General features: G+C 67.3%; 16 protein-coding genes and 1 other RNA gene. 11 read left to right on the plus strand and 6 right to left on the minus strand.

Translation table 11 applies throughout. The features are described 5' to 3' along the window. Positions 1-277: 277 nt before the first annotated feature. The 10 genes from AC3A3X_RS10470 to AC3A3X_RS10515 all read left to right on the plus strand — a co-directional run bounded on the left by AC3A3X_RS10470 (position 278) and on the right by AC3A3X_RS10515 (position 15634). Positions 278-694 (plus strand): hypothetical protein, encoded by a 417-nt coding sequence (locus AC3A3X_RS10470; RefSeq protein ID WP_487582964.1) that lies wholly within the window; start codon positions 278-280, stop codon positions 692-694. Positions 695-964: 270 nt separating this feature from the next. Further along, a complete protein-coding gene (gene dnaB / locus AC3A3X_RS10475; protein WP_487582965.1) occupies positions 965-3865 on the plus strand; it encodes a replicative DNA helicase in 2901 nt (966 codons plus the stop codon). Between the two features lie 412 nt (positions 3866-4277). After that, positions 4278-5405, plus strand: coding sequence for an alanine racemase (gene alr / locus AC3A3X_RS10480; protein ID WP_487582966.1), 1128 nt, complete (start codon positions 4278-4280; stop codon positions 5403-5405). Between the two features lie 36 nt (positions 5406-5441). Next, complete coding sequence (locus AC3A3X_RS10485) at positions 5442-6917, plus strand: cryptochrome/photolyase family protein (RefSeq protein WP_487582967.1); 1476 nt, start codon at positions 5442-5444, stop codon at positions 6915-6917. A 129-nt stretch (positions 6918-7046) separates the two neighbouring features. Further along, positions 7047-8516, plus strand: a complete 1470-nt coding sequence (locus AC3A3X_RS10490; protein ID WP_487582968.1) for a WS/DGAT/MGAT family O-acyltransferase — start codon at positions 7047-7049, stop codon at positions 8514-8516. Positions 8517-8604: 88 nt separating this feature from the next. Beyond that, on the plus strand, positions 8605-9330 hold the full coding sequence (locus AC3A3X_RS10495; RefSeq protein ID WP_487582969.1) for a YiaD family glycine zipper/OmpA-like lipoprotein: 726 nt from the start codon (positions 8605-8607) through the stop codon (positions 9328-9330). A gap of 503 nt (positions 9331-9833) precedes the next feature. Further along, complete coding sequence (gene lexA / locus AC3A3X_RS10500) at positions 9834-10442, plus strand: transcriptional repressor LexA (RefSeq protein ID WP_487582970.1); 609 nt, start codon at positions 9834-9836, stop codon at positions 10440-10442. Positions 10443-10451: 9 nt separating this feature from the next. Then, positions 10452-11069 (plus strand): translesion DNA synthesis-associated protein ImuA, encoded by a 618-nt coding sequence (imuA, locus tag AC3A3X_RS10505; RefSeq protein WP_487582971.1) that lies wholly within the window; start codon positions 10452-10454, stop codon positions 11067-11069. Between the two features lie 12 nt (positions 11070-11081). Beyond that, positions 11082-12506 (plus strand): Y-family DNA polymerase, encoded by a 1425-nt coding sequence (locus AC3A3X_RS10510; protein ID WP_487582972.1) that lies wholly within the window; start codon positions 11082-11084, stop codon positions 12504-12506. Beyond that, the gene (locus AC3A3X_RS10515; RefSeq protein WP_487582973.1) at positions 12503-15634 is read left to right on the plus strand and encodes an error-prone DNA polymerase; all 3132 of its coding nucleotides are present in this window, start codon (positions 12503-12505) and stop codon (positions 15632-15634) included. The genes AC3A3X_RS10510 and AC3A3X_RS10515 overlap by 4 nt, the downstream gene beginning before the upstream one ends. A gap of 113 nt (positions 15635-15747) precedes the next feature. On the opposite strand, the gene AC3A3X_RS10520 is transcribed toward AC3A3X_RS10515, so the two are convergent. The 5 genes from AC3A3X_RS10520 to AC3A3X_RS10540 all read right to left on the minus strand — a co-directional run bounded on the left by AC3A3X_RS10520 (position 15748) and on the right by AC3A3X_RS10540 (position 19760). Next, complete coding sequence (locus AC3A3X_RS10520) at positions 15748-17460, minus strand: SulP family inorganic anion transporter (RefSeq protein WP_487582974.1); 1713 nt, start codon at positions 17458-17460, stop codon at positions 15748-15750. 61 nt (positions 17461-17521) lie between these two features. Continuing rightward, the gene (gene ppk2 / locus AC3A3X_RS10525; RefSeq protein WP_487582975.1) at positions 17522-18337 is read right to left on the minus strand and encodes a polyphosphate kinase 2; all 816 of its coding nucleotides are present in this window, start codon (positions 18335-18337) and stop codon (positions 17522-17524) included. Positions 18338-18357: 20 nt separating this feature from the next. Beyond that, positions 18358-18636 (minus strand): hypothetical protein, encoded by a 279-nt coding sequence (locus AC3A3X_RS10530; RefSeq protein ID WP_487582976.1) that lies wholly within the window; start codon positions 18634-18636, stop codon positions 18358-18360. 236 nt (positions 18637-18872) lie between these two features. After that, complete coding sequence (locus AC3A3X_RS10535) at positions 18873-19283, minus strand: VOC family protein (RefSeq protein WP_200605092.1); 411 nt, start codon at positions 19281-19283, stop codon at positions 18873-18875. A gap of 27 nt (positions 19284-19310) precedes the next feature. Continuing rightward, entirely contained in the window at positions 19311-19760 is a 450-nt protein-coding gene (locus AC3A3X_RS10540; RefSeq protein WP_487582977.1) for a helix-turn-helix transcriptional regulator, read from the minus strand. 237 nt (positions 19761-19997) lie between these two features. Here AC3A3X_RS10540 and AC3A3X_RS10545 point away from each other — a divergent pair, with 237 nt between their 5' ends. Beyond that, complete coding sequence (locus AC3A3X_RS10545) at positions 19998-22277, plus strand: hypothetical protein (RefSeq protein WP_487582978.1); 2280 nt, start codon at positions 19998-20000, stop codon at positions 22275-22277. Between the two features lie 36 nt (positions 22278-22313). Here AC3A3X_RS10545 and ssrA read toward each other — a convergent pair. Then, positions 22314-22667: a transfer-messenger RNA gene (gene ssrA / locus AC3A3X_RS10550) on the minus strand. Between the last annotated feature and the right edge of the window lie 145 nt (positions 22668-22812).

Raw genomic sequence — 22812 nt, forward strand, 5'->3', positions numbered from 1 at the left:
AGGAGGGGGTGGGGTGTATTTCGCGAACAGTTAACGGAGCGAAGCGGAGGTTCGCGGAATACACCCCACCCCCTCCCCCCGCCGACCACGCGCGCAAAAGATAAAAGATGCGGAAGGCGTCGCAGCCCGTTTGCCATCACCCCAGCCCCTTTCCCTTACGTGGGAGAAGGGCTAGTCAAATCTCAGACAGATCCTATATGGATCCGGGACTTGGGATGACACAGTTGCGCCTGCCATCGCGGTAGATGGCTCTTTCCCTCGAGGCAGCAGCCATCCCATGGACACCCGGCAACCCCCTGCTGTCAGCGATGTCGAGCCGGTCGGCCCGTTGGTCGACTCCCACTGCGGCGGCCCGTCCCGGTCCCTGTGCATGGCGCCGGTGGCCGGCGCCACTGGCAGCGCTGCGGTGCCGCCCGAGCTGGTCGACTTGATCGCCGCCAGCCTGCGTGCAGTCTGCCAGGACAAGCGTGACAGCGATCGCGCGTTCTGGCTGATGGCAAGGATCCTCGACCTGCACCTGGCCGACACGCTGCCGCCTGCGCGCACCGGAAGGTGGGCGGGGGAGGCGATCGACGCGCTCATGGGCATGCTGTCGCAGCCGCTGCTGGCTGAGGTGCACAGGCACTTGGCGGAGCAGGTGCACCTGGCAGAGCAGGGCGCCGTCACGACGCAATCACTGCCGCCGCCTCACTAAGCCGGCCAGACAAGCGATACTGCCGATGGGGCGTCGCCTGCAAAGTGCAAGCGATGGGCGGTCAACGGCTGCTGTCTCAGGTGCTGAGACGGTGCCATGCCATCTATCCACGCGGAATCTATCCACGCCGGATCCATCCGCACGGATTCTATCCACGCGATATCCACAGAGTTATCTGCAACCCCTCGACGGCATCGGCGACTACGATGCCCGACCCGTCACACAAACACTGCCGCAACTGACGGCGCACGGAAGGGGCAAACAAACGGCATGAGCGCACGTCCAGGGTTTCGCGGCGAGAAGCGGTTCGAGACGCGCAATGAGCAGCGCCTGGACCAGCTGCGTGTACCTCCGCAGTCGATCGAAGCCGAGCAGGCGGTGCTCGGCGGCCTCATGCTGGTTCCCGATTCCTACGACCGCATCGCCGACCAGCTCAGCGACAGCGACTTCTACCGGCGCGACCACCAGCTGATCTATCGCGCGATCCGCGAACTGGCCGAGAAGAACCGGCCGTTCGACGCGGTCACCCTGGGCGAGTGGTTCGAGTCGATGGGCCTGGCGGAAACGGTCGCCGGTGGCGCCTATCTGATCGAGCTGGCCAGCACCACGCCTTCGGCCGCCAACATCACCGCTTATGCGGAGATCGTCCGCGACAAGGCGATCCTGCGCCAGCTGATCGACGTCGGCACCGGCATCGTCAACGACGGCTTCCAGCCCGACGGCCGCGAGAGCAGCGAGATCCTGGAAGAGGCCGAGCGTCAGGTCCTGGCCATCGCCCAGGCCAACAGCACCGGCAAGACCGACTTCACCGCGGTGACCAAGGCGCTGTCGGAAGCCTTCGACCTGCTGCAGACGCGCTACACCAACGGCAGCGGCGTCACCGGCCTGGCGACCGGCTACACCGAGTTCGACATGATGACCGCCGGCCTGCAGAAGACCGACCTGATCATCCTGGCGGCACGTCCGGCGATGGGCAAATGCCTGAGCGCCGATGCCGAGCTGGTGCTGGACGACGGCTCGGTGGTCACGATCGAATCGATCTGCCAGGCGCGCTCGGGCCGCATCGGTACCCTGCGCGATGACTTCCGGCTCGATCGCCAGGCCCCTTCCGATTTCGTCGACGACGGAATCAAGCCCACGTTCGAGGTCACCACCAGGCTCGGGCGACGCGTGCAGACCACGGCGCCGCACCCGTTCCTGACGCTCGACGGCTGGAAGCCCCTGCTGGAATTGCGCGAAGGCGATCATGTCGCCGTGCCGCGCCGGTTGCCGGTGTTCGGCGACCAGGCGATGCGCGAGTGCGAGGTGACCTTGCTGGCCTACCTGATCGGCGACGGTGGTCTGACCGGGAGCCTGCCGCGCTTCACGGCGACCAATGCCGAGGTGGTCGAGGATTTCCTCGGCGCCGTGGCCGCGTTTGATGGCATCGCCGCCCACCAGGTCGAGCATCGTCCCGGCTACGCGTCTTCGTGGGCCGTGGCGGCAGACACCGTGGCGGTGGCCCGAGGTCGCGACGCATTCGCCACCGCGCTCGATGCCGCGCTCTGCGAGGGCGGCCGTTCGGCACAGGGTGTGGCGCGCGCGCTGGCGGTCAGCCCCGCGACCGTATCGAATCGGCGTCGCGGCAAGACCGTCCCGGGACCCGAGCAGTTCGGTCGCTTGTGCACCGTCCTGGAAGTCCGGCCGGCACAGCTGGCACCGTCCGGGCTGGCCGCGGCCCGCCACAACGGTCCCAATCCGCTGACGGCCTGGTTGCGCGAACTGGGGTTGATGGGCCACGGTGCGCACGGCAAGTTCGTGCCGGCGCCGGTGTTCCGGTTGCCGCAGCAGCAACTGGCCTTGTTCCTCAACCGTCTGTTCGCCACCGATGGCTGGGCCACGGTGCTCGCCTCGGGCCAGGCGCAACTGGGTTACGCCAGCGTCAGCGAACGCCTGGCACGGCAGGTCCAGCACCTGCTGCTGCGCTTTGGCATCGTCGCCAAGCTGCGCCAGCGCTGGGTGCGCTACCGCGATGCACGTCGCTGCAGCTGGCAGATCGACATCACCGACGCCGGCTCGATCCGCACGTTCGCCACGCAGATCGGGATCAAGGGCAAGGCCGCTGCAGTGGATGCCCTGCTGGCGGCCGTGGACGCGCGCCGTCCGCACAGCAATGTCGACCACATCCCGGCCGGGATCTGGGACTACATCGGCCAGGCCAAGGGCGACATGTCGTGGGCCGAGCTGGCCCGGCGCACCGGCTACAGCGACTCCAACAGCCATGTCGGCAAGCGTGCCATATCGCGCGAGCGCCTTGCGCGCATCGCCATGGTGCTCGATGACGCCCATCTGGCCCAGCTGGCAGGCAGCGACGTCGTCTGGGACCGCATCGAGTCGATTGTCGCCACCGGCGAGCAGCAGGTGTTCGACCTCACCGTTCCCGATACCCATAATTTCATCGCCAATGACATCTGCGTCCACAACACGACCCTGGCGCTGAACATGGCCGAGTACGCCGCGTTCCGCAGCAAGCTGCCGGTGGCGGTGTTCTCGATGGAAATGTCGGCCTCGCAGCTGGCGATGCGCCTGATCTCCTCGGTCGGCCGCGTCAACGCCCAGCGCCTGCGTACCGGCCAGCTCGAGGACGAGGACTGGAGCCGCGTCACCAGCGCGATCCGGCAGCTGCGCGAGGTCAAGATCTTCATCGACGACGAGCCCGGCCTGTCGCCGGTCAAGCTCGCCGCCAAGGCGCGCCGCCTCAAGCGCGAGCACGGCGGCCTGGGCCTGATCGTCATCGACTACCTGCAGCTGATGTCGGTGCCCGGCAACAGCGAGAACCGCGCGACCGAGATCTCGGAGATCTCGCGCTCGCTCAAGGGCCTGGCCAAGGAACTGCAGGTGCCGATCATCGCCCTGTCGCAGCTCAACCGCTCGCTGGAAACGCGAACCGACAAGCGCCCGGTGATGGCCGACCTTCGCGAATCGGGCGCTATCGAGCAGGACGCCGACATGATCGTGTTCATCTACCGCGACGACTACTACAACAAGGAAAACTCGCCCGACAAGGGCCTGGCCGAAATCATCATCGGCAAACAGCGCTCCGGTCCGACCGGGTCGATGAAGCTCAAGTTCTTCGGTGAGTACACCCGCTTCGACAACCTCTCGCACGACTCGGTGGGCAGCTTCGAATAAGCGCGGGCAAGGTGACCGAGCGCCGCTGCGACTGATCTGCCGTCCTGCCGTCCCGAACGCAGTGAGGGCGAAAGTCGCTGGGTCCCCGCCTTCGCGGGGATGACGGGTTTCAGCGTTTCTCGGGCGCCGCCGAAGACCATGCAACGAAACACCAAAGCGTCGTCCGCCGGGCCGGGGATTGCGCAGCAGTGGGCCATGGATGGCCCACGCCCCGCATTCGGACAGGATGTCCGACTAAGGGGCGGAGCAATCCCCGGCCCGGCGGACGACGCCGTTCCGAGGATGCAAGCCCAACACGCAACAGCACCAGCACCAGCAGGTCCTTCACTGCGTTCGGGACGACAGTACAATTCCCTGCGAGTGACCACCCAGCGGATCACCCACCGGGACCCAAGTGCACCAGTCAGCAGGCATGCCCCCGGCCGTCAGCGAGCGGCCCACCCGTATCGTGGTCGATCTCGACCACTTGGCCTTCAACCTGCGCAGCATCCGTGCCCATGTCGGCGTGCCGGTGATGGGCATCGTCAAGGCCAATGCCTACGGCCATGGCCTGGTCCCGGTCGCGCTGCATCTGCAGGCGCAGGGCGTCGAGCAACTGGGCGTGGCGTTCCTGGAAGAGGGCATCGCCCTGCGCCAGGCTGGCGTGACCGCGCCGGTGCTGGTGATGGGCGGCATCTTCGGTCGCCAGGTGACGCAGTTCATCGCCCATGACCTGGAGATCACCGTTTCCTCGCTGGACAAGCTGCGCCTGGTCGAGGCCGCGGCGCAGGCGCTGGGCCGCAAGGCGGTCATTCAGGTCAAGATCGACACCGGCATGGAGCGCATCGGGGTGCACAGCTACTCCGCGCGCCCTTTCATCGAGGCGGCGGTGGCGTCGCCGTGGTGCGTGCTCAAGGGCATCTATTCGCACCTGGCGTGCTCGGATGACCCGTTCTCGCCGATGAGTGCGCAGCAACTGGAGCGGTTCCTCGAGGCGTGCGCGCACATCGAGCGCATCGGCGCGCCGATGCCGATCCGGCACCTGGCCAACTCCGGCGGCGTGCTGCACTTCCCCGAGACCTGGCTCGACATGGTCCGTCCGGGAATCATGCTCTACGGCGTCCAGCCCGATCCGGCCTCGCGCCACACCGTCGACCTCAAGCCGGTGATGTCGCTGGCCTCGCGGGTCGTCTACTTCAAGGTGGTCAAGGCCGGCAATCCTGTCAGCTATGGCGCGACCTGGGCGCCGGAACGCGACACGCGCGTGGTGACGGTTCCGATCGGCTACGGCGATGGTTTCCCGAGGGCGTTGTCCTCGCGAGGTGAAGTGCTGATCCGTGGCCGGCGCTACCCGATCGTGGGCCGGGTGTGCATGGACCAGTTCATGGTCGACATCGGCCAGGACAGCGCCTTCAACGAAGACGAAGTGGTGCTGGTCGGTTTGCAGGGCGACAACGCCATCAGCGTCGAAGCATTGGCGCAGCGGGCCGGCGTGATTCCCTACGAGATCCTGGTCGGCCTCAACGACCGGATTCCGCGCGAGTACCGCAGCGGGCCGTAGCCGGCATACTGCGCCCGTCCAACCTCTGGAGGGGCGATGCCCGCAACCGTTGCGAGTCCGGGGCCGCCAGCGCTGGTCTGGTTCCGCAACGACCTGCGCCTGGCCGACAACCCGGCGCTGCAGGCCGCGCTCAATGGCGGCTACACCCCGATCCCGGTCTACATCCATGCCCCGGACGAAGCCGGCGACTGGCGACCGGGTGCGGCGTCCGATGCCTGGCGGCATCGCTCGCTCGATGCGCTCGATGGCCGTCTGCGCCAGCGCGGTTCGCATCTGCGACGTTTCTTCGGCCCCAGCCTGGCGACGCTGCAGTCGCTGGTCGCCACCACCGGTGCCGAGGCGGTGTTCTGGAATCGCCGCTACGAACCGGCGTTCGAGCAGCGCGATGCCCGCATCAAGCAGGTGCTGCGCGGGCAGGGCGTGCATGCCGGGAGCTTCAACAGTGCCCTGCTGTTCGAGCCGTGGATGCTGAAGACCCAGGAGGGCAAGCCATTCCGCGTGTTCACCCCGTTCTGGCGCTCGGCATTGGCGAACTGGCGCCTGGAGCCATGCGTGGATGCACCAGCCCGATTGCCCGACAGTGGCGAGGGGCCGGAAGGCGTGCCGTTGCAGGCGTTGCGGCTGGCGCCGGCGCGCGGCTGGGACAGCGCTTTCTGGAGCAGCGCCTCCTGGAGCGGCGCCTCCCGGAGCACGTGGACACCCGGCGAGGAGGGCGCGCTGCAGGCGCTGGAGGCGTTCACCGATGGCGCGCTGCATGGTTATGCGGAACAACGCGACCGCCCCGACTGCATGGGTACTTCGCGCCTGTCGCCGCATCTGCATTTCGGCGAGATCGCACCCTGGCGCGTGGTTGCGGCATTGGAACGCCTGCGCGGTTCGATGGCCGACATCGACATCGACGCGGCCAGGCGGGAACTGGGTTGGCGCGAGTTCGGCTACCACCTGCTGCATCACTTTCCGCAAACGCCCGATTTGAACTTCGACCCGAAGTTCAACGCATTCGACTGGGCGCAGGTATCGCCCTCGCATCTGCAGGCCTGGCAACACGGACGCACCGGCGTGCCCATCGTCGATGCCGGCATGCGCGAGTTGTGGAGCACCGGCTGGATGCACAACCGCGTTCGCATGGTGGTGGCCAGTTACCTGACCAAGCACCTGCGTTACCACTGGCGCCACGGCGCGCGCTGGTTCTGGGACACGCTGGTTGATGCCGACCTGGCCAGCAACACGCTCGGCTGGCAGTGGGTGGCCGGCACCGGCGCCGATGCCGCGCCGTACTTCCGCATCTTCAATCCGGTGACGCAGGCGCAGAAGTTCGACCCGGAAGGGCGCTACATCGCCCGCTGGCTCCCCGAACTGGCAGGGCTGCCGCTGCCGTTGCGGTTCGCGCCGTGGCAGGACCCGGCGACCTCGCAACGGCTGGCGCCGGGCTATCCGGTGCGGCCGCTCGTGGATCTGTATGCAGGACGTGACGGCGCCTTGAAGGCCTACCGCCAGCTGCGCGTCGGGTAGGAGCGAGCTTGCTCGCGATCGGGCGACGGAAAAGGCGATCGCGAGCAAGCTCGCTCCTACCTGCCAGGACATTGCGTTGACGCTGCTCTTGGCAGCGTGATTCACTCGCGGCAAGGCTTGGGAGGGCGCATGGCAACGACAGGAGAGCGGGCAACTTCGCGCAAGCGCGCGCGCCGCGAGGCGATGTCGCGCGTGGACACCGCCTGGTTGCGGATGGAGCGGCCTACCAATCCGATGATGATCACCGGCGTGCTGATGTTCGCCGAGCCGATGTCGCTGGAGCGCCTCAAGCGCGTGGTCAAGCAGCGCTTCCTCGCCTATCGCCGTTTCCGCCAGAAGGCCGTGGACACGCCGGCCGGCGCTTCCTGGCGCACCGACCCCAACTTCAACCTCGACTGGCACGTGCAGCCGGCGGCGCTGCCGGGCCGTGGCGACAAGCGTGCGCTGGAGCGTTTCGTCAGCCAGCTGGCGTCGTCGCCGTTGAGCCATGACCGGCCGCTGTGGCAGTTCCACCTGGTCGAGCACTACAACGGTGGCTCGGCGCTGATCGCGCGCATCCACCACAGCTACGCCGACGGCATCGCGCTGGTGCAGGTGCTGCTGTCGCTGACCGATACCCAGCCCGATGCCGGCAACGCCAGCGAGCTGCCGCGCACCTGGCTCAAGCAGGACCATGCCGACGTCGCCCGTCGCGTCGGCGCCGTCGACCGCTACATGCAGCTGGGCAGCAAGGTCGTCGAGAAGGGCTTGGATTTCTATCGCGACCCGGGGCTTGCCGCAGTGCTGGCGAAGGAGGGCGGCGAGATCGCGCGCGAGCTGTTGCACGCGCTGGCCTTGTCCGACGATCCGCCATCGCTGCTGCGTGGACGCCTGGGCGTGAGCAAGCGCGTGGCCTGGGCCGAGCCGCTGGACCTGGAAGAAGTAAAGGCGGTCGGTCGCGCCTGCGACTGCACCGTCAACGACGTGCTGATGGCAACTGCTGCCGGCGCGCTGCGCAGCTACATGATCGAGCGCGGCGAGCGGGTCGACGGCATGACGCTGCGCGCGACCGTGCCGGTCAACCTGCGTCCGCTCGAGCACGCGCGCAAGCTGGGCAACCACTTCGGCCTGGTGTTCCTCGACCTGCCGGTCGGCGAGGGCAATCCGATCCGTCGTCTGGAGCGCGTGGCCGAATGCATGCGAAACTTGAAGAACTCAAGACAAGCCATTGTTGCGTATGGCTTGTTGGCCGCTCTCGGCATGGCGCCGGCGGCCATGCAGGGGCTGGCACTGGAGCTCTTCAGCCGCAAGGCGACGGCGGTGGCGACCAACGTGCCCGGACCGCAGCAGCCGTTGTACCTGGCCGGCTGCATGCTGCGGGAAATGATGTTCTGGGTGCCGCAGACCGGTTCGATTGGCATCGGCATTTCGATCCTCAGCTACAACGGCCGCGTCCATTTCGGCCTGATTGCCGATGGCCGTTTGATTCCGGATCCGGACGCGGTGATCGGCCGGTTCGGTGCCGAATTCGAGAAGCTGCTGTATCTGTCCTTGATGGGAAGCTGGGAGCACACGCTCGATGCCGTTGCGGCGGAAGCCATGTTCCCTGCCGGAAACTGAATAGGTGTGACCGCTTGTCGCTTCCGCTGCGTGCGGACGTGATTAGCTTGCACCACTGTTCAACCGATCTTCCCAGAAGGACCGCCCGATGAAGACCCATATCAAGATCGCATTCGTCGCACTGGCGATGGCCGCCGTGCTCGCCGGTTGCGCCACCAGCCAACCGTATTACGGCCAGCAATACCCGCAGGGTCAGTATCCCCAGAGCGCTCCGCCGCAGCAGGGGCAGCAGCAGGGCATGAGCAAGACCGGCAAGGGCGCGCTGATTGGTGCGCTGGCCGGCGTCGCTGCCGGCCTGCTCAGCGGTGACGATGCCACCGAGCGTCGCCAGCGTGCGCTGGTCGGTGCCGGTGTCGGCGGCCTCGCCGGTGCCGCGATCGGCAACTACCAGGACCGCCAGGAGCGTGCGCTGCGCGAGCAGATGGCCGGTACCGGCGTCGACGTGGTGCGCGACGGCAACAACATCACGCTCAACATGCCCAGCGGCATCACCTTCGACTTCGACAAGTCCAATCTGAAGCCGGAGTTCTATCCGGTGCTCGACAACGTTGCGCGCACGCTGCAGGAGTACAACCAGACCATCGTCGAGGTGGCCGGTCACACCGACAGTGTCGGCAGCGATGCCTACAACCAGAAGCTGTCGGAGCAGCGTGCCGATGCGGTGTCGGGTTACCTGACCGGCCGTGGCCTCAACCGCGATCGTTTCATTGTGGTCGGCGCCGGCGAGACCCGCCCGGTGGCCAGCAACGATTCCGAGTCCGGTCGCGCGCAGAACCGCCGCGTCGAGATCACGCTGGTGCCGATCGAGTCCTGATCCGGCGTTGGTGTTGTGAGTCGGAAAGAGCTGCCTTCGGGTGGCTCTTTTCTTTTGTGTCGTCGTTGGGGGCGCCAGGTTCTGTTTCCGGAGTGGCATCGTCGTCTTCGGAGTGGCGTCGTCCGCCGGGCCGGGGATTGCTCCGCCCCTTCGTCGGACATCCTGTCCGAAGGCGGGGCGTGGGCCATCCATGGCCCACTGCGGAGCAATCCCCGGCCCGGCGGACGACGCTTCGGCAATTCATTGCATGGTCTTCGGTGGCCCTCACCCCAACCCCTCTCCCGCAAGCGGGAGAGGGGCTAAAGAAGACCGTCATCCCCGCGATGGCGGGGATCCCTGGGCGTTGCTTTCACTCGGCTCGTTTGGACTTCAACAATAATCGGTAAATAGTTGAATCAATTGAGGGCAGTGGCGCGTATAAAGCGGGGCGATACAACACTGCTTTTGCAGAGATGGCAGGCGGATCTGTTCAACCGGAACGCCTGGGTGTAAATATATGCACCATGGCCAGCCCTTCCCCGAAACGTACCGCCGTCCTGGCCTTCATCCGCGAAAGGATCGAGGAAGGGCAGCCGCCGAGCCTGGCGGAGATCGCGCAGGCCTTCGGTTTCGCTTCGGTCACCGCGGCCAAGAAGCATGTGCAGGCACTGGCCGATGCTGGCCAGATCGAGCTGGTGCCGAACCAGCGCCGTGGCATCCGCCTGCTTGGTCGCGACGCGCCGGGCGAGCTGGTCAGCCTGCCGGTGCTGGGGCGGGTCGCGGCCGGTGTGCCGATTGGTGCCGACATCGTCGAGGACGCTCCGCGCTTGCGGCTCGATCGCCGCCTGTTCGCGCATGCGCCCGATTACCTGCTCAAGGTGCAGGGCGATTCGATGATCGACGATGGCATTCTCGACGGCGATCTGGTCGGCGTGCATCGCAGCAACGCGGCGCGCGATGGCCAGGTGGTCGTCGCACGGGTCGATGGCGAGATCACCATCAAGCGACTGGAACACGATGGCGATGGCATCCGCCTGTTGCCGCGCAACCCGGCGCATTCGCCCATCGTGGTCGAGCGCGGCCAGGACTTCGCCATTGAAGGCATTTTCTGCGGTCTGATCCGGCAGGGCTGAGGGCAGGGCATGGGCGCGGTCGTCGCCATCGACAGCCTGCTGGACCAGCGCCGGCTATGGAAAGGCCAGCAGCGCCATGTGCTGCCCGCCAGTCCGCAGCCGAGCGGGCACGCGATGCTCGATGCGGCGCTGCCTTCGGGCGGCTGGCCCGACGGTGCATTGACCGAACTGCTGATCCCGGCCGATGGCGTCGGTGAGCTGCGCCTGCTGTGGCCGACACTGGCGCGGCTGTCGCAGCAGGATGGAACGATAGTCGTAGTCGCGCCACCGTATGTGCCGTTCGCGCCGGCGTGGCAGAGCGCCGGTGTGCGCCTGTCGCAGTTGCAGGTGATCGACACGCCGCCGCGCGATGCGCTGTGGGCGGCCGAGCAGTGCCTGCGTTCGGGTGCGTGCGCGGCGGTGCTGTGCTGGCCGCTGCATGCCGACGATCGCGCGCTGCGGCGGTTGCAGGTGGCGGCCGAGAGCGGGCGTTGCCTGGGCTTCGCGATCCGTCCGGCCAAGGCCGCGCGCAATCCTTCGCCGGCGGCGCTGCGCATCGCCATCGACACCGACCCGCAGCAACTGCGCGTGCTCAAGTGCCGCGGTGGGCTGGCGCCGACGCGGCCCATTGCCTTCGACTGGCAGTGAGGCAGGACCGTCATGCGCTGGGTCTGCCTGCTGTTGCCGCAACTGGCGTTGGACGGTGTCCTGCGCCGGCAACCGATGCCCGATCAGGCATTGGCGCTGATCGATGGGCCGGTGCAGCGGCGCGTGCTGCACTCGGTCAATCCGGCCGCGCGCGCGCTCGGCCTGCGGCCGGGGCAATCGCTGGCGGCGGCGCAGGCGATCAATGCCGGCTTCACCAGCGTCGCCTTTGATGCGAAGGACGCGGCGCATTGGCGTGACCTGGTCGCGGCCTGGGCCTACCGTTTCAGTTCGCAGGTCAGCACGCAGTTCGCCCATGCGATCGTGCTGGAGATCGGCCGCAGCCTGAAGCTGTTCGGGCCGTGGCCGCGGCTGGAAGCGCAGATGCGCGAGGAACTGCGCGAGATGGGCTTCCGCCATCGCCTCGTCGCCGCGCCCAATCCGCATGCCGCGCGGGTGCTGGCCAATGTCCACGACGGCATCGGGCTGACCGACGAAAGCCTGCTGACCGGTCTGGGGCAGATCCCGGTGGAACGTGCCGGGCTTGATCGCGAGACCGCCGTGTCGCTGTCGCGCATGGGTCTGCGCCGCCTGAGCCAGGTCTTCGAACTGCCGCGCGACAGCATCACCCGGCGCTTTCCGAAGACGGTGCTGCCGTACCTGGATGCCCTGCGCGGCGAGATGACGCTGCCGTTGGCCCTGTACCGGCCGCCGGACGTGTTCGACCAGCGCATGGAGTTCGACCACGAGATCGAATCCAGCCAGGCGCTGCTGTTCCCGCTGCGCCGCCTGACCGCCGATCTGGCCACGTTCCTGGCCGGCCGCGACGGCGGCGTGCAGCGCTTCGTGCTGGTGCTCGAGCACGAACGTTGCGACGACAGCGAGGTCACGGTCGGCCTGCTCGCGCCCGAACGCGCGGCGGCGACCTTGTTCGAACTCACTCGCGGCCGGCTTGAGCAGGCGAGGGTACCGGCGCCCGTGCGCGGCCTGCGCCTGCTTGCGCAGGAACTGCCGCCGTTCGTGCCGGCCAGTCGCGACCTGTTCGATGCCCGTTCGCAGCAGGCGATGCCGTGGCCGCAATTGCGCGAACGGCTGCGCGCGCGTCTCGGCGACGACGCCGTGCATGGCCTGGCCGTGCGTGGCGACCACCGGCCCGAGCGTGCCTGGGGCGTGGAAGCGCTGGCGGAGCGCGTTGCTCGAACCCACGAAGCCGCGCCGTCGTTGCCGCGCCCGGGCTGGCTGCTGCATCAGCCGATCCCGCTGCGCGATCACGCACTGACGGTGCTGGCCGGTCCCGAGCGCATCGAATCGGGCTGGTGGGACGGCTTCGAAGTGCGCCGCGATTACTACCTAGTCGAAACCTCCAGCGGCCAGCGCGCCTGGGCCTATTGCGTCGCCGGCGAGTGCGGGCCGTACATGCTGCACGGGTGGTTCGCATGAGCGTGCTGTCCAATAGCGTGCCGCCGGACTATGCCGAGCTGCATTGCCTGTCGGCCTTCAGCTTCCAGCGCGGCGCCTCGGTCGCGCAGGAGTTGTTCGACCGCGCCAAAGAGCAGGGCTACCAGGCTCTGGCGATCACCGACGAATGCTCGCTGGCCGGTATCGTGCGCGCGCTGGAGGCGTCGCGGAAAAGCGGCCTGCCGTTGATCGTCGGCAGCGAGATGCGGATCGAGGGCGGCCCGGCCGTGGTGCTGCTGGTGGCAGACCTGGAGGGCTACGCCGCGCTGTGCCGCATGATCACCGTCGCCCGGCGTCGCGCCGAGAAGGGCCGCTACCGCCTGTTGCGCGAGGACTTCGGCGGACTTCCCGCCGGCCTGCTGGCATTGTGGCTGCCGGCCGACGGCCACGACAGAGAGGTCGACTGGCTGAAGTCGGTGTTCCCGGAGCGGCTGTGGATCGCGGTCGAACTCCACCGCGGACCAGACGATGACGAACGCCTGCAGGCACTGCGCGATCTCGGCCATCGCCACGCCCTGCCATTGGTAGCCGCCGGCGATGCGCACATGCACGTGCGTTCGCGCCGGGTGCTGCAGGACACGCTGACCGCGATCCGCCACCGCACCACCGTGGTCGAGGCCGGCGCATTGCTGTTCCCCAACGGCGAGCGTCACCTGCGCACGCGCCGGGCGCTGTCGGCGATCTACCCGGCCGACCTGCTGGCCGAAACCCTGCGCATCGCCGAACGCTGCCGCTTCACCCTCGACCAGCTGCGCTACGAATACCCACGCGAACTGGTGCCCGAAGGCCATACCGCCGCGACCTGGCTGCGCCAATTGACCGAGGAGGGCGCGCGCTGGCGCTGGCCGAACGGCACGCCGGACAAGGCCCGCGACCAGATCGAGCACGAGCTGGCGCTGATCTCCGAGCTGCGCTACGAGTCCTACTTCCTGACCGTGCACGACATCGTCCGCTTCGCCCGCAGCCGCGCGATCCTGTGCCAGGGCCGCGGCTCGGCCGCCAATTCGGCGGTGTGCTACGCGCTGGGCGTGACCGAGCTCGACCCCGCGGCGATGAACATGCTGTTCGAGCGCTTCCTCTCGCGCGAGCGCAACGAGCCGCCGGACATCGACATCGATTTCGAGCACGAGCGCCGCGAGGAGGTGCTGCAGTACGTGTTCGAGCGCTACGGCCGCGAACGCGCGGCGCTGGTGACGGTGGCGATCAGCTACCGCGGCAAGAGCGCGATCCGCGACGTCGCCAAGGCACTGGGGCTGCCACCGGACCAGGTCAACGAGCTGGCCGCGACCATGGAACGCTGGAGCGGCGAACTGCCGATGCCGGAATACCTGCGCGAGCGCGGCTTCGACCCGGAGGCGCCGATCCTGCGCCGGCTGATGCAGCTCACCGCCGAGCTGATCGGCTTCCCGCGCCACCTGTCGCAGCACCCCGGCGGCTTCGTCATCAGCGAGCAGCCGCTGCATAACCTGGTACCGGTGGAGAACGCGGCGATGGACGGCCGCACCGTGATCCAGTGGGACAAGGACGACCTCGACGTCATGCAGGTGTCCAAGGTCGACTGCCTCGCCCTGGGCATGCTGACCGCGGTGCGCAAGACCCTCGACCAGCTGCGCCGGCACGGGCGTCGCGACATGACCATGGCCGACATCCCGGCCGACGACCGCGAGACCTACGAAATGATCGGCCGCGCCGACACCGTCGGCGTGTTCCAGATCGAGTCGCGCGCACAGATGGCGATGCTGCCGCGGCTGCGGCCGAAGAACTTCTACGACCTGGTGATCGAGGTGGCGATCGTGCGGCCGGGGCCGATCCAGGGCGACATGGTCCATCCCTACCTGCGTCGTCGCAACGGCCAGGAGCCGGTCGAGTACCCGCCGCGCCTGCGCGAGGTGTTCGAACGCACCCTGGGCGTGCCGCTGTTCCAGGAGCAGGTGATGCAGCTGGCGATCCAGGCCGCCGATTACACGCCCGGCGAAGCCGACGAGCTGCGCCGCTCGATGGCGGCATGGAAGCGCCACGGCGGGCTGGAGCACCATCGCGAACGGCTGACCACGCGCATGCTCGACAACGGCTACACGCTTGAATTTGCCGAGCGCATCTTCGAGCAGATCAAGGGCTTCGGCAGTTACGGCTTCCCCGAGTCGCACGCGGCCAGCTTCGCCCTGATCACCTACGTCACCTGCTGGCTCAAGCGGCACGAGCCGGCGGCCTTCGCCTGCAGCCTGATCAACAGCTGGCCGATGGGTTTCTACACACCCGACCAGATCCTGCAGGACGTGCGTCGCCATGGCGTGCGCGTGTTGCCGGTGGACGTGCGTTTCAGCGACTGGGACTGCAGCCTGGAGCACTTGCGCGGCCAAGCCGGGCTGCGCGACCAGCCCGGGCTCCACGACCAGATGGATCCGGCGATCCGGCTCGGTCTGCGCATGATCCAGGGCTTCGACAACGTCACCGCCGAGCGCATCGAGGCGGCGCGGGCACGGCGTGCGTTCGACGACGTCGCCGACCTGTGCGAACGCGCCGCGCTCGATCGCCGCCAGCAAGGCCTGCTAGCCGACGCCGGTGCGCTGAAGTCACTGGCCGGCCATCGCCATCGCGCACGCTGGGCGATCACCGGCGTCGAACGCCAGCTGCCGCTGCTGGATGCGACCGTGTCCGGCAAGGAAACGCAGATCCGCCTGCCGATGCCGACCCCCGACGAGGACCTGCGCGCCGATTACGCCCTGACCGGCACCACGCTCGGACGCCATCCGCTGTCGTATCTGCGCAAGGCGCTGGCCGCGCGCCGCTGCAAGGGATCGACCGAGCTCGACCAGGTCGCCCATGGCCGCAGCGTGCGCACCGCCGGCCTGGTGCGCGGCCGCCAGCAGCCGCAGACCGCCAGCGGCGTGATCTTCGTGACGCTGGAAGACGAGTCGGGAACGATCAACGTCGTGGTCTGGAAGCACCTGGCCGAGCGCCAGCGGCGGGTGCTGCTGGAGTCGCAGTTGCTGGTGGTGGAAGGACGCCTGGAGCGCGTCGACGGTGTTCAGCACGTGATCGCGCAGCGGCTGGAGAACTACGCCGAGCTGCTCGGCGAGCTGGATACGAGTTCGCGCGACTTCCGCTGACCAGCGCTCGTCGCGTAGGAGCGAGCTTGCTCGCGAACCTGGCAACGGCGGACACGCAGGATCGCGAGCAAGCTCGCTCCTACAAAAGCGGCCCACCGCAACGGCGGCTGAGGTCAGTCGCTTTCTTCGTCTTCCCAGTGCCAGTCCACCGCATGCTCCTCGAGGTACGCATCGACGGCGGCGCCGATGGTCGGATACATCGGTCCGAAGCGCTCAAGGATCTCGAAGCGCCTGAGCTTGTCCTTGACCGGATCCTTCAGCTCGGCAAACCGGAACTCGACGCCGGATTCGCGCAGCGACCGTTCCAGTTCGGCGAGCATGTCGGCCGAGGTCACGTCGATGCTGGTCACTGGTTCGGCGGCGACGATGATCCGCCGCGCCGGCGTGGGCGACTGCGCGACGGCTTCGAGCACGCGCTGGTGGAACAGCTCGGCATTGGCGAAGAACAGCGGCGCGTCCCAGCGGAACAGCACCAGGCCCGGCACCAGTCGCGCCTGCGGATAACGCCGGATGTCATGGAAGCCGCGGATGCCGTCGACGCGCCCCATGACGGCGTGGTGCGGCCGCCAGCCGTCCCAGAGGAACTCGATCACGGCGATGAGGATGGCGATGCCGATGCCGGGGATCACGCCCAGTACCGCGACACCGACGAAGCAGGCGACCGACAGCCAGAACTCCCATTGCTGGATGCGATAGATGCGGTGCAGGTCGGCAAACTCGAACAGGCCGATCGCCGCGGCGATGACGACCGCCGCCAACGCGCTGCTGGGCAGGTGCTCGAGCAGATTGGGCGCGAAGACCAGCAGCAGGGCCACCGCCACGGCGCCGACCACGCCGGTGAGCTGGGTCCTGGCTCCGGCGGCTTCGGCCACTGGCGTGCGCGAGGAACTGCTGCTGATCGGGAACCCCTGGAACAAGCCGGCGGCGAGGTTGGCCGCGCCTAGGCCGACCATCTCCTGGTTCGGGTCGACGTAGGTGCCGGTCTTGGCTGCATACGTGCGCGACAACACGCTGGTGTCGGCGAACGCCACCATCGCGACCGCGCAACCGCCGATCACCACCTGGCCGAGGTGGGCCGGTTCGATCCACGGCAGGGCCAACGACGGCAGGCCCTGCGGGAGTTGTCCGAGCACTTTGACCCCGGCGGTTTCATCCAGGGCGAGCGCACCGACCACGAAAGTGGCAGCGACCACGGCGATCAGCAGGCCGGGGATCTGCTTGTACGGCTTGAGCAGCAGGATCAGCACCAGGGTGCCGGCGCCGACGGCGAACGCGGTCCAGTTGGCCTGGCCACCGAGGATCGCCTGGGTGGTGCGGGTCAGATCGCGCAGCGGCCCGGCGCTGTCGATCGAAAACCCGAACAGTTTCGGCAACTGGCTGACCAGCACCGTCAGCGCGATGCCGTTCATGTAGCCGTAGCGGATCGGCTTGGACAGCAGCTCGGTGACGAATCCCAGGCGCAGCACGCCGATAAGGATGCACACCAGCCCCGACACCACGGCCATCAGGCTTGCCACGACCACGGCGCGCGTCGGGTCGCCTGCCGACAGGGGCAACACGACCGCGAGGATCACTGCGGCCAGCGAGGAATCCGGTCCCAGCACCAGGATGCGGCTCGGGCCGAACAGGGCGTAGGCGAGCAGGGGGACGATGGTGGCGTACAGGCCGTAGATGCCCGGAACGCCCGAGGCCACGGCGTAGGCGATGCCAACCGGCACCAGCATCGTGGTCAGCACCAGCCCGGCCATCAGGTCGTTCGGCAGCCAGGCCGCTTCGTAGCGCCTGATGATCTGCAATCCGGGCAGCCAACGCATCCAGCCGTTCATCCACTAGCTCCCTGTCGTGGCTTCGTCATGCCTGGGCGATCATTCCGCTCGGGCAACGGTGTCAGTACTGCTCCTTGATGAACTTGAAAGGATAGTCCGGCTCGACATAGTCGCCGCGCTTCTGCCGCTTTGGCAGGCTGAACTTCTCGCGCGGCAGCTCGTCGTAGGGAATCTTGTCGAGCATGTGACGGATGATGTTGAGGCGCCCACGGCGTTTGTCGTCGGTGCGTGCCACGTACCACGGTGCCTGCGGCGAGTCGGTGGCTGTGAACATGTCGTCGCGTGCGCGCGAATAGTCGTACCAGCGGCCGTACGACTTGAGGTCCATCGGCGAGAGCTTCCACAGCTTGCGTCCGTCGGTGGCGCGTTCCTTCAGCCGCCGGGTCTGCTCCTCGTCGCTGACCTCCAGCCAGTACTTGAGCAGGATGATCCCCGACTGCACGATCGCCGCCTCCACCAGCGGCGTGGTCCGCAGGAACTTGCGCACCTTCGTTTCCGAGGTGAACCCCATCACCCGTTCCACGCCGGCGCGGTTGTACCAGCTGCGGTCGAAGATCACGAACTCACCGGCCGCCGGCAGGTGGCGCATGTAGCGCTGGAAGTACATCTGGCTCTTCTCGCGGTCGGTCGGCGCCGGCAGGGCCACCACGCGGAATACGCGCGGGCTGACCCGCTCGGTGATCGCCTTGATCGTCCCGCCCTTGCCGGCGGTGTCGCGCCCTTCGAACACGACGCAGACCTTCATCTTCTTCGCCACCAGCCACATCTGCAGCTTGACCAGTTCGACGTGCAGCTTCTCCAGCTCCGCCTCGTACTCCTTGCGCTTCATCCTTTCCGGTTCGGCGGGCGACGGGTCGTGACTATTGTCGGACTTCATGGTGCTTGCTCCGGGCAGGGTTACGCCTTCTTCTCGTTCTCGACCGCCTTGCTGATGATGTCGTCGTAGAGTTCGACGATCTGCACGCCAATCTTGTGCATCTCCGGATTTCGCGCCCACACCTGCTGGCCGCGCTGCGCATCTTCCAGTGCGCTCTTGAGGAAGGCGATGTCTGCGTCGGTCAGGCGCTCGCCGGCGTCGACGCGTTTCTTGATCGCCAGCGTGCGTGGCAGCCGGAAATTGATCAGCCGTTCGAGCAGGGCCTGGAGGGTGCCGGTATCGTCGATTTCGTCGGCCATCGTCGCCGTCCTTGCGTGGGGAGGCGCCATTCTGCGCTCGCACCGCGTTACGCCGGGATCACGGCGTGCCCCGGATTCCGGCGGACGACGCTTCGGTATTTCGTTGCCTGGTCTTCGGCGGCCCTCACCCCAACCCCTCTCCCGCAAGCGGGAGAGGGGCTTTCTACCGTCTTGGAAGACCGTCATCCGCGCGAAGGCGAGGACCCAGCGACGTTGCTCTGGAACCTGCAGCCACGTCAGCCCAGCTGCTGGATCCGCATCATGTTGCCCGACGGGTCGCGGACCGCGCAGTCGCGCACGCCGTACGGCTGGTCGGTCGGCTCCTGGACGATCTCGGCACCGCTGGCCTGCAGCTTCTCGAAGGCGCCGTCGAGGTCCCGGGTGGCCAGCAGGATGATGCCGTACGTGCCCTTGGCCATCATCTCGGCGATGGTGCGGCGTTCCTCCTCGGTGATGCCGGGAGTGGCGGCCGGCGGGTGCAGCACGATGGAGGTCTCAGGCTGGCCGGGCGGGCCGACCGTGATCCAGCGCAGGCCGTTGTAGCCGACGTCCTTGCGGACCTCGAAGCCGAGGGTGTCGCGGTAGAAGGCCAGCGCGGCGTCCGGGTCGTTGTGGGGGAGAAAGCTCGCGTGGATGGTGATGTTCATTGCAGTCGTCCCTGGTGGTTGGAGCGGTCATGCTAGGTCCGGGTCGGTGGCCTTCGCTTCTCGATTCCTGACCGGTCGGGTCACCTGCTTCTCGATGCAGGACGGAATCCCTGGCGCTGCATCCGCCACTTGGCGCCGGTAGACGCTGGGCGGTACGCCGACAAGTTCGGTGAAGCGGGTGCTGAACGTGCCCAGCGACGAGCAACCGACCGCGAAGCAGACCTCGGTGACGCTGAGCTCGCCACCGCGCAGCAGCGCCATTGCGCGCTCGATGCGCCGGGTCATCAGGTAGGAGTAGGGCGACTCGCCATAGGCCAGCCGGAACTGGCGGCTGAGATGCCCGGCCGACATGTGCACGCCGCTGGCGAGTGCCTCCACGTCCAGTGGCTGCGCGAACTCGCGGTCGATCCGGTCGCGCACGCGGCGAAGCCGCGCAAGATCGCGCAGGTGCACCGCATCGGAGGGTCTGCCAGTCACGTGCGCGATCGTGCCACCGTGCTCTGCGCGGCTCAAGTTCGCCGTGGCTGCCTCAACCATGTGCGATTGCGGCCATTCTGGCGCCTTCCCGGGAACCGGCCAGACGCGGGCTTGGCAGCCCGGTCCGGTACGAATAAGCTCGCCGGCAAATGGAAGTTGCCCCGCCTGCGGCGGGTGTGACAGGGACATACCACAGGACTCATGGGTCCGACGCATCTGCAGTTGGGCCGCCATCGAATGTCACGACCTTCTCTTCGCCACGCCGCAGATGCGGCACTGGCGCGCCCAGCGTTCTTCCTGACCGTACTGTGGGCGTTGCTGTGCGCGCCGTGGCTCTTCGGCAGCCGCGTACTTCCCTACGACGCCGCACAACAGTTCTATCCGTCTGTCGCATTCACCGTTCAACAACTGCGCAACCTGGACGGTCCGTGGTGGAATCCGCTGCTGTTTGGCGGCTATCCGCAGTTCGCCGACCCGCAGGCGATGACGTTCCAGCCGACGGTCGTGCTGCCGATGCTGCTGTCGCCGCTGCCGTCGATGAGCTGGTTCACCGTGGTCGTGCTTTTGCATGTCCTGCTGGCCGGACTGGGTGCGCTGGTCGTGGCCCGCAGTTATGGCCTGCATCCGGCCTCCAGGCTGCTGTTCGCGCTTACGGTGATGTTCGGCGGGGTCGCGGCTTCGCGCATGCAGCACGTGCCGATGATCGTGAGCTATGCCTGGCTGCCCTGGCTGTGGTGGGGGCTGCGACGGCTGTCGCAACGACCGAAGCCGGCGACAGCGGCGCTCGCCGGTCTGTTCGGAGGCTTGTGCGCCTTGCAGATGACCCAGGTCACCTATCTCATGGGTTTGGCCGCGATTGCATACGGCGTGTATCTGCTCGCCGCCCGCGTCGCGCCAGAAGATCGCTTGCGCTACGCAAGTTGCCTGGCCCTGGCTGGAGCCCTCGCAGTCGTGGTCTCCCTGCCACAATTGTTGGCGACCTTTGCTTTCCTGCCGGATACGAACCGCGGGCGACTGCTCCTCGACGATGCGCTCGGCGGCAGCCTGACCTGGCCCGCGCTGGGCACCCTGCTGGGCGCCGATCTTCTATGGGCTCGCGGCAGGTACGTGGGCGGCGGTGACCTGACCGCGAACTACCTCTATCTGGGGGCAGTGCCGCTTGCGGTCTGGGCTGCCTGGGGCCGCTCGACACTGCCGCAATACCGGCACCTGGTACTCGGTGCAATGTGTTGCGTCGCCCTGGCGACCGTCTACGTGCTTGGATTGCGAACTCCCGTGTACGCATGGCTGTACGAATGGCTGCCCGGGGTTTCGCTGTTTCGCCGGCCGGCCGATGCGCTGTTCCTGTTCGTCCCGCCTGCCGCGCTGCTGGCTGCCCTGGCGCTGGAGTCGCGCCTGCGAGGGGCGCAGTGGCGCCCGAACTGGGCAGGTTTGGCAATCCTGGGCGGTCTGGGCGCCTACGCCGTCTGGCATGGAACAACGCACCTGGGTGGAGTGCGTTCCCTGCTGCCGCTGGTCGTGACGGCAATCATTTCTGCCGCCGCCATCTGGGCCCTTCGCGAGAATCGCCCCATCGGCCCGCTGACGCTGGCAATGCTGCTGGTGCTGTTCGCGCTGGACCTCGGGGTCCACAACGTGCGCAACCGCTATTACGGCGGTAGCGGCGAGGTGAGAAAGCTGTACCAGGGCACGCACCTCCCGGCGGACGGGATATCGGCTACCGCGCCGATCCTCAATCGCGTCCATGGCATGGTCCGCAGCAGCATCATTCCCGAGCGCGCCGAGATCATCGGGGTCAATGCCCTGGTCAACGCCATCGGCGTGCGCGGCGTGGCGATGACCGGCGGCTACAACCCCATGCTGTACGCGCCGTACGCTTCCGCGTTCGGTTCGTCCACCTACGTTGGAACGCTGTCGGAACGGGTTTTCACCGAGCTGGCACCGGGCTACGACTCGCCGGCGTTCGACCTGCTCGGTCTGCGCGTGGTCGTCTCACGCGAATCGCTGCAGGGCAGCGTCGAGTCCAACGGCGTGCACTGGAAGCTGCGCGAATCCGTGCTTCCGCGCATTCTCAATCCGACCTCCGTGCGCGGGCACCAGGGTTCGTTGCCGCCTGCGGCGGCGTTCCAGGAAACAGATTTCAACAACGAGGCCTGGTTGCCCGAGTCGGCGCTCGAAGGCATTTCGTGCCCGCGCCAGCAAGGTGGAGTCGCGCAGGTCGTGCCTGTCTCCTATGGCGCCAATCGCGTCGAGATCGACTATCGCGCGCCGTCACCGGCCTGGATCGTGCTCAACGAGATCGACGCACCCGGCTGGTGGGCAGAGGTCGATGGGCAGGAGCTGCCGCTGCTGCGCGCCAACGCGATGTTCCGGGGTGTTTGCGTCCCGGCTGGGTCGGGACGGCTCACGTTCCGCTTCAGCCCGCTGCGGATGGTGGCGTTGAGATGGAGCAACGGCCCAGCGCCGGAATCTGACAGCATCGATGCCGCAGCGGTCGTCGCCGGCACGGCCGACTAAAGCAAAAAGCCCGCACATGGCGGGCTTTTGCTTGAATGGTGGAGGTGGGGGGAATTGAACCCCCGTCCGAAGGCACTCCATCCCCGGCACTACATGCTTAGCGCTCCGTTGGATCTCGTCCCCGAACAGCACGGCGCGCAAAGCGCATCCGGGAACCAGCCTGTTTTGAGTTGACCAGGGACTGACAGGCAACCGTCCCCGGCGATTCCGTGATGATGACCCTACACTGCGAGCACGGACACAAGCAGTTTCGGGGCTTACGCCTTAAGCGGCGAGAGCGTAGTTGTCGTCGTTGGCAACTAGAAGTTTGCAGCTGGATTTACGAGGAAAGCTACCCCCTCGGCATGCGCCAGGCGATTTCGCAACCCCCGTCGAAGCCAGTGCACCCCCGGGGACAGCTGTTCGCTGACCCAGCCAGTATAGGGGCGCATCGCGCTGGCACAAGCGCTGTCCTGGTCTGTCGGGCAGGTGGCATTCAAGCAACGGGCGTGGGAACGGGCACGGCCGGCCCCCGGGGGCGATGCTCCGCTCGACG

The organism is Lysobacter sp. Soil_N_23, from assembly GCF_057656135.1.

Coding starts and splice junctions, on each gene's coding strand:
- AC3A3X_RS10470 (WP_487582964.1), top strand. CDS start 278: ATGGACACCCGGCAACCCCCTGCTGTCAGCGATGTCGAGCCGGTCGGC.
- dnaB (WP_487582965.1), top strand. CDS start 965: ATGAGCGCACGTCCAGGGTTTCGCGGCGAGAAGCGGTTCGAGACGCGC.
- alr (WP_487582966.1), top strand. CDS start 4,278: ATGCCCCCGGCCGTCAGCGAGCGGCCCACCCGTATCGTGGTCGATCTC.
- AC3A3X_RS10485 (WP_487582967.1), top strand. CDS start 5,442: ATGCCCGCAACCGTTGCGAGTCCGGGGCCGCCAGCGCTGGTCTGGTTC.
- AC3A3X_RS10490 (WP_487582968.1), top strand. CDS start 7,047: ATGGCAACGACAGGAGAGCGGGCAACTTCGCGCAAGCGCGCGCGCCGC.
- AC3A3X_RS10495 (WP_487582969.1), top strand. CDS start 8,605: ATGAAGACCCATATCAAGATCGCATTCGTCGCACTGGCGATGGCCGCC.
- lexA (WP_487582970.1), top strand. CDS start 9,834: ATGGCCAGCCCTTCCCCGAAACGTACCGCCGTCCTGGCCTTCATCCGC.
- imuA (WP_487582971.1), top strand. CDS start 10,452: ATGGGCGCGGTCGTCGCCATCGACAGCCTGCTGGACCAGCGCCGGCTA.
- AC3A3X_RS10510 (WP_487582972.1), top strand. CDS start 11,082: ATGCGCTGGGTCTGCCTGCTGTTGCCGCAACTGGCGTTGGACGGTGTC.
- AC3A3X_RS10515 (WP_487582973.1), top strand. CDS start 12,503: ATGAGCGTGCTGTCCAATAGCGTGCCGCCGGACTATGCCGAGCTGCAT.
- AC3A3X_RS10520 (WP_487582974.1), bottom strand. CDS start 17,460: ATGAACGGCTGGATGCGTTGGCTGCCCGGATTGCAGATCATCAGGCGC.
- ppk2 (WP_487582975.1), bottom strand. CDS start 18,337: ATGAAGTCCGACAATAGTCACGACCCGTCGCCCGCCGAACCGGAAAGG.
- AC3A3X_RS10530 (WP_487582976.1), bottom strand. CDS start 18,636: ATGGCCGACGAAATCGACGATACCGGCACCCTCCAGGCCCTGCTCGAA.
- AC3A3X_RS10535 (WP_200605092.1), bottom strand. CDS start 19,283: ATGAACATCACCATCCACGCGAGCTTTCTCCCCCACAACGACCCGGAC.
- AC3A3X_RS10545 (WP_487582978.1), top strand. CDS start 19,998: ATGTCACGACCTTCTCTTCGCCACGCCGCAGATGCGGCACTGGCGCGC.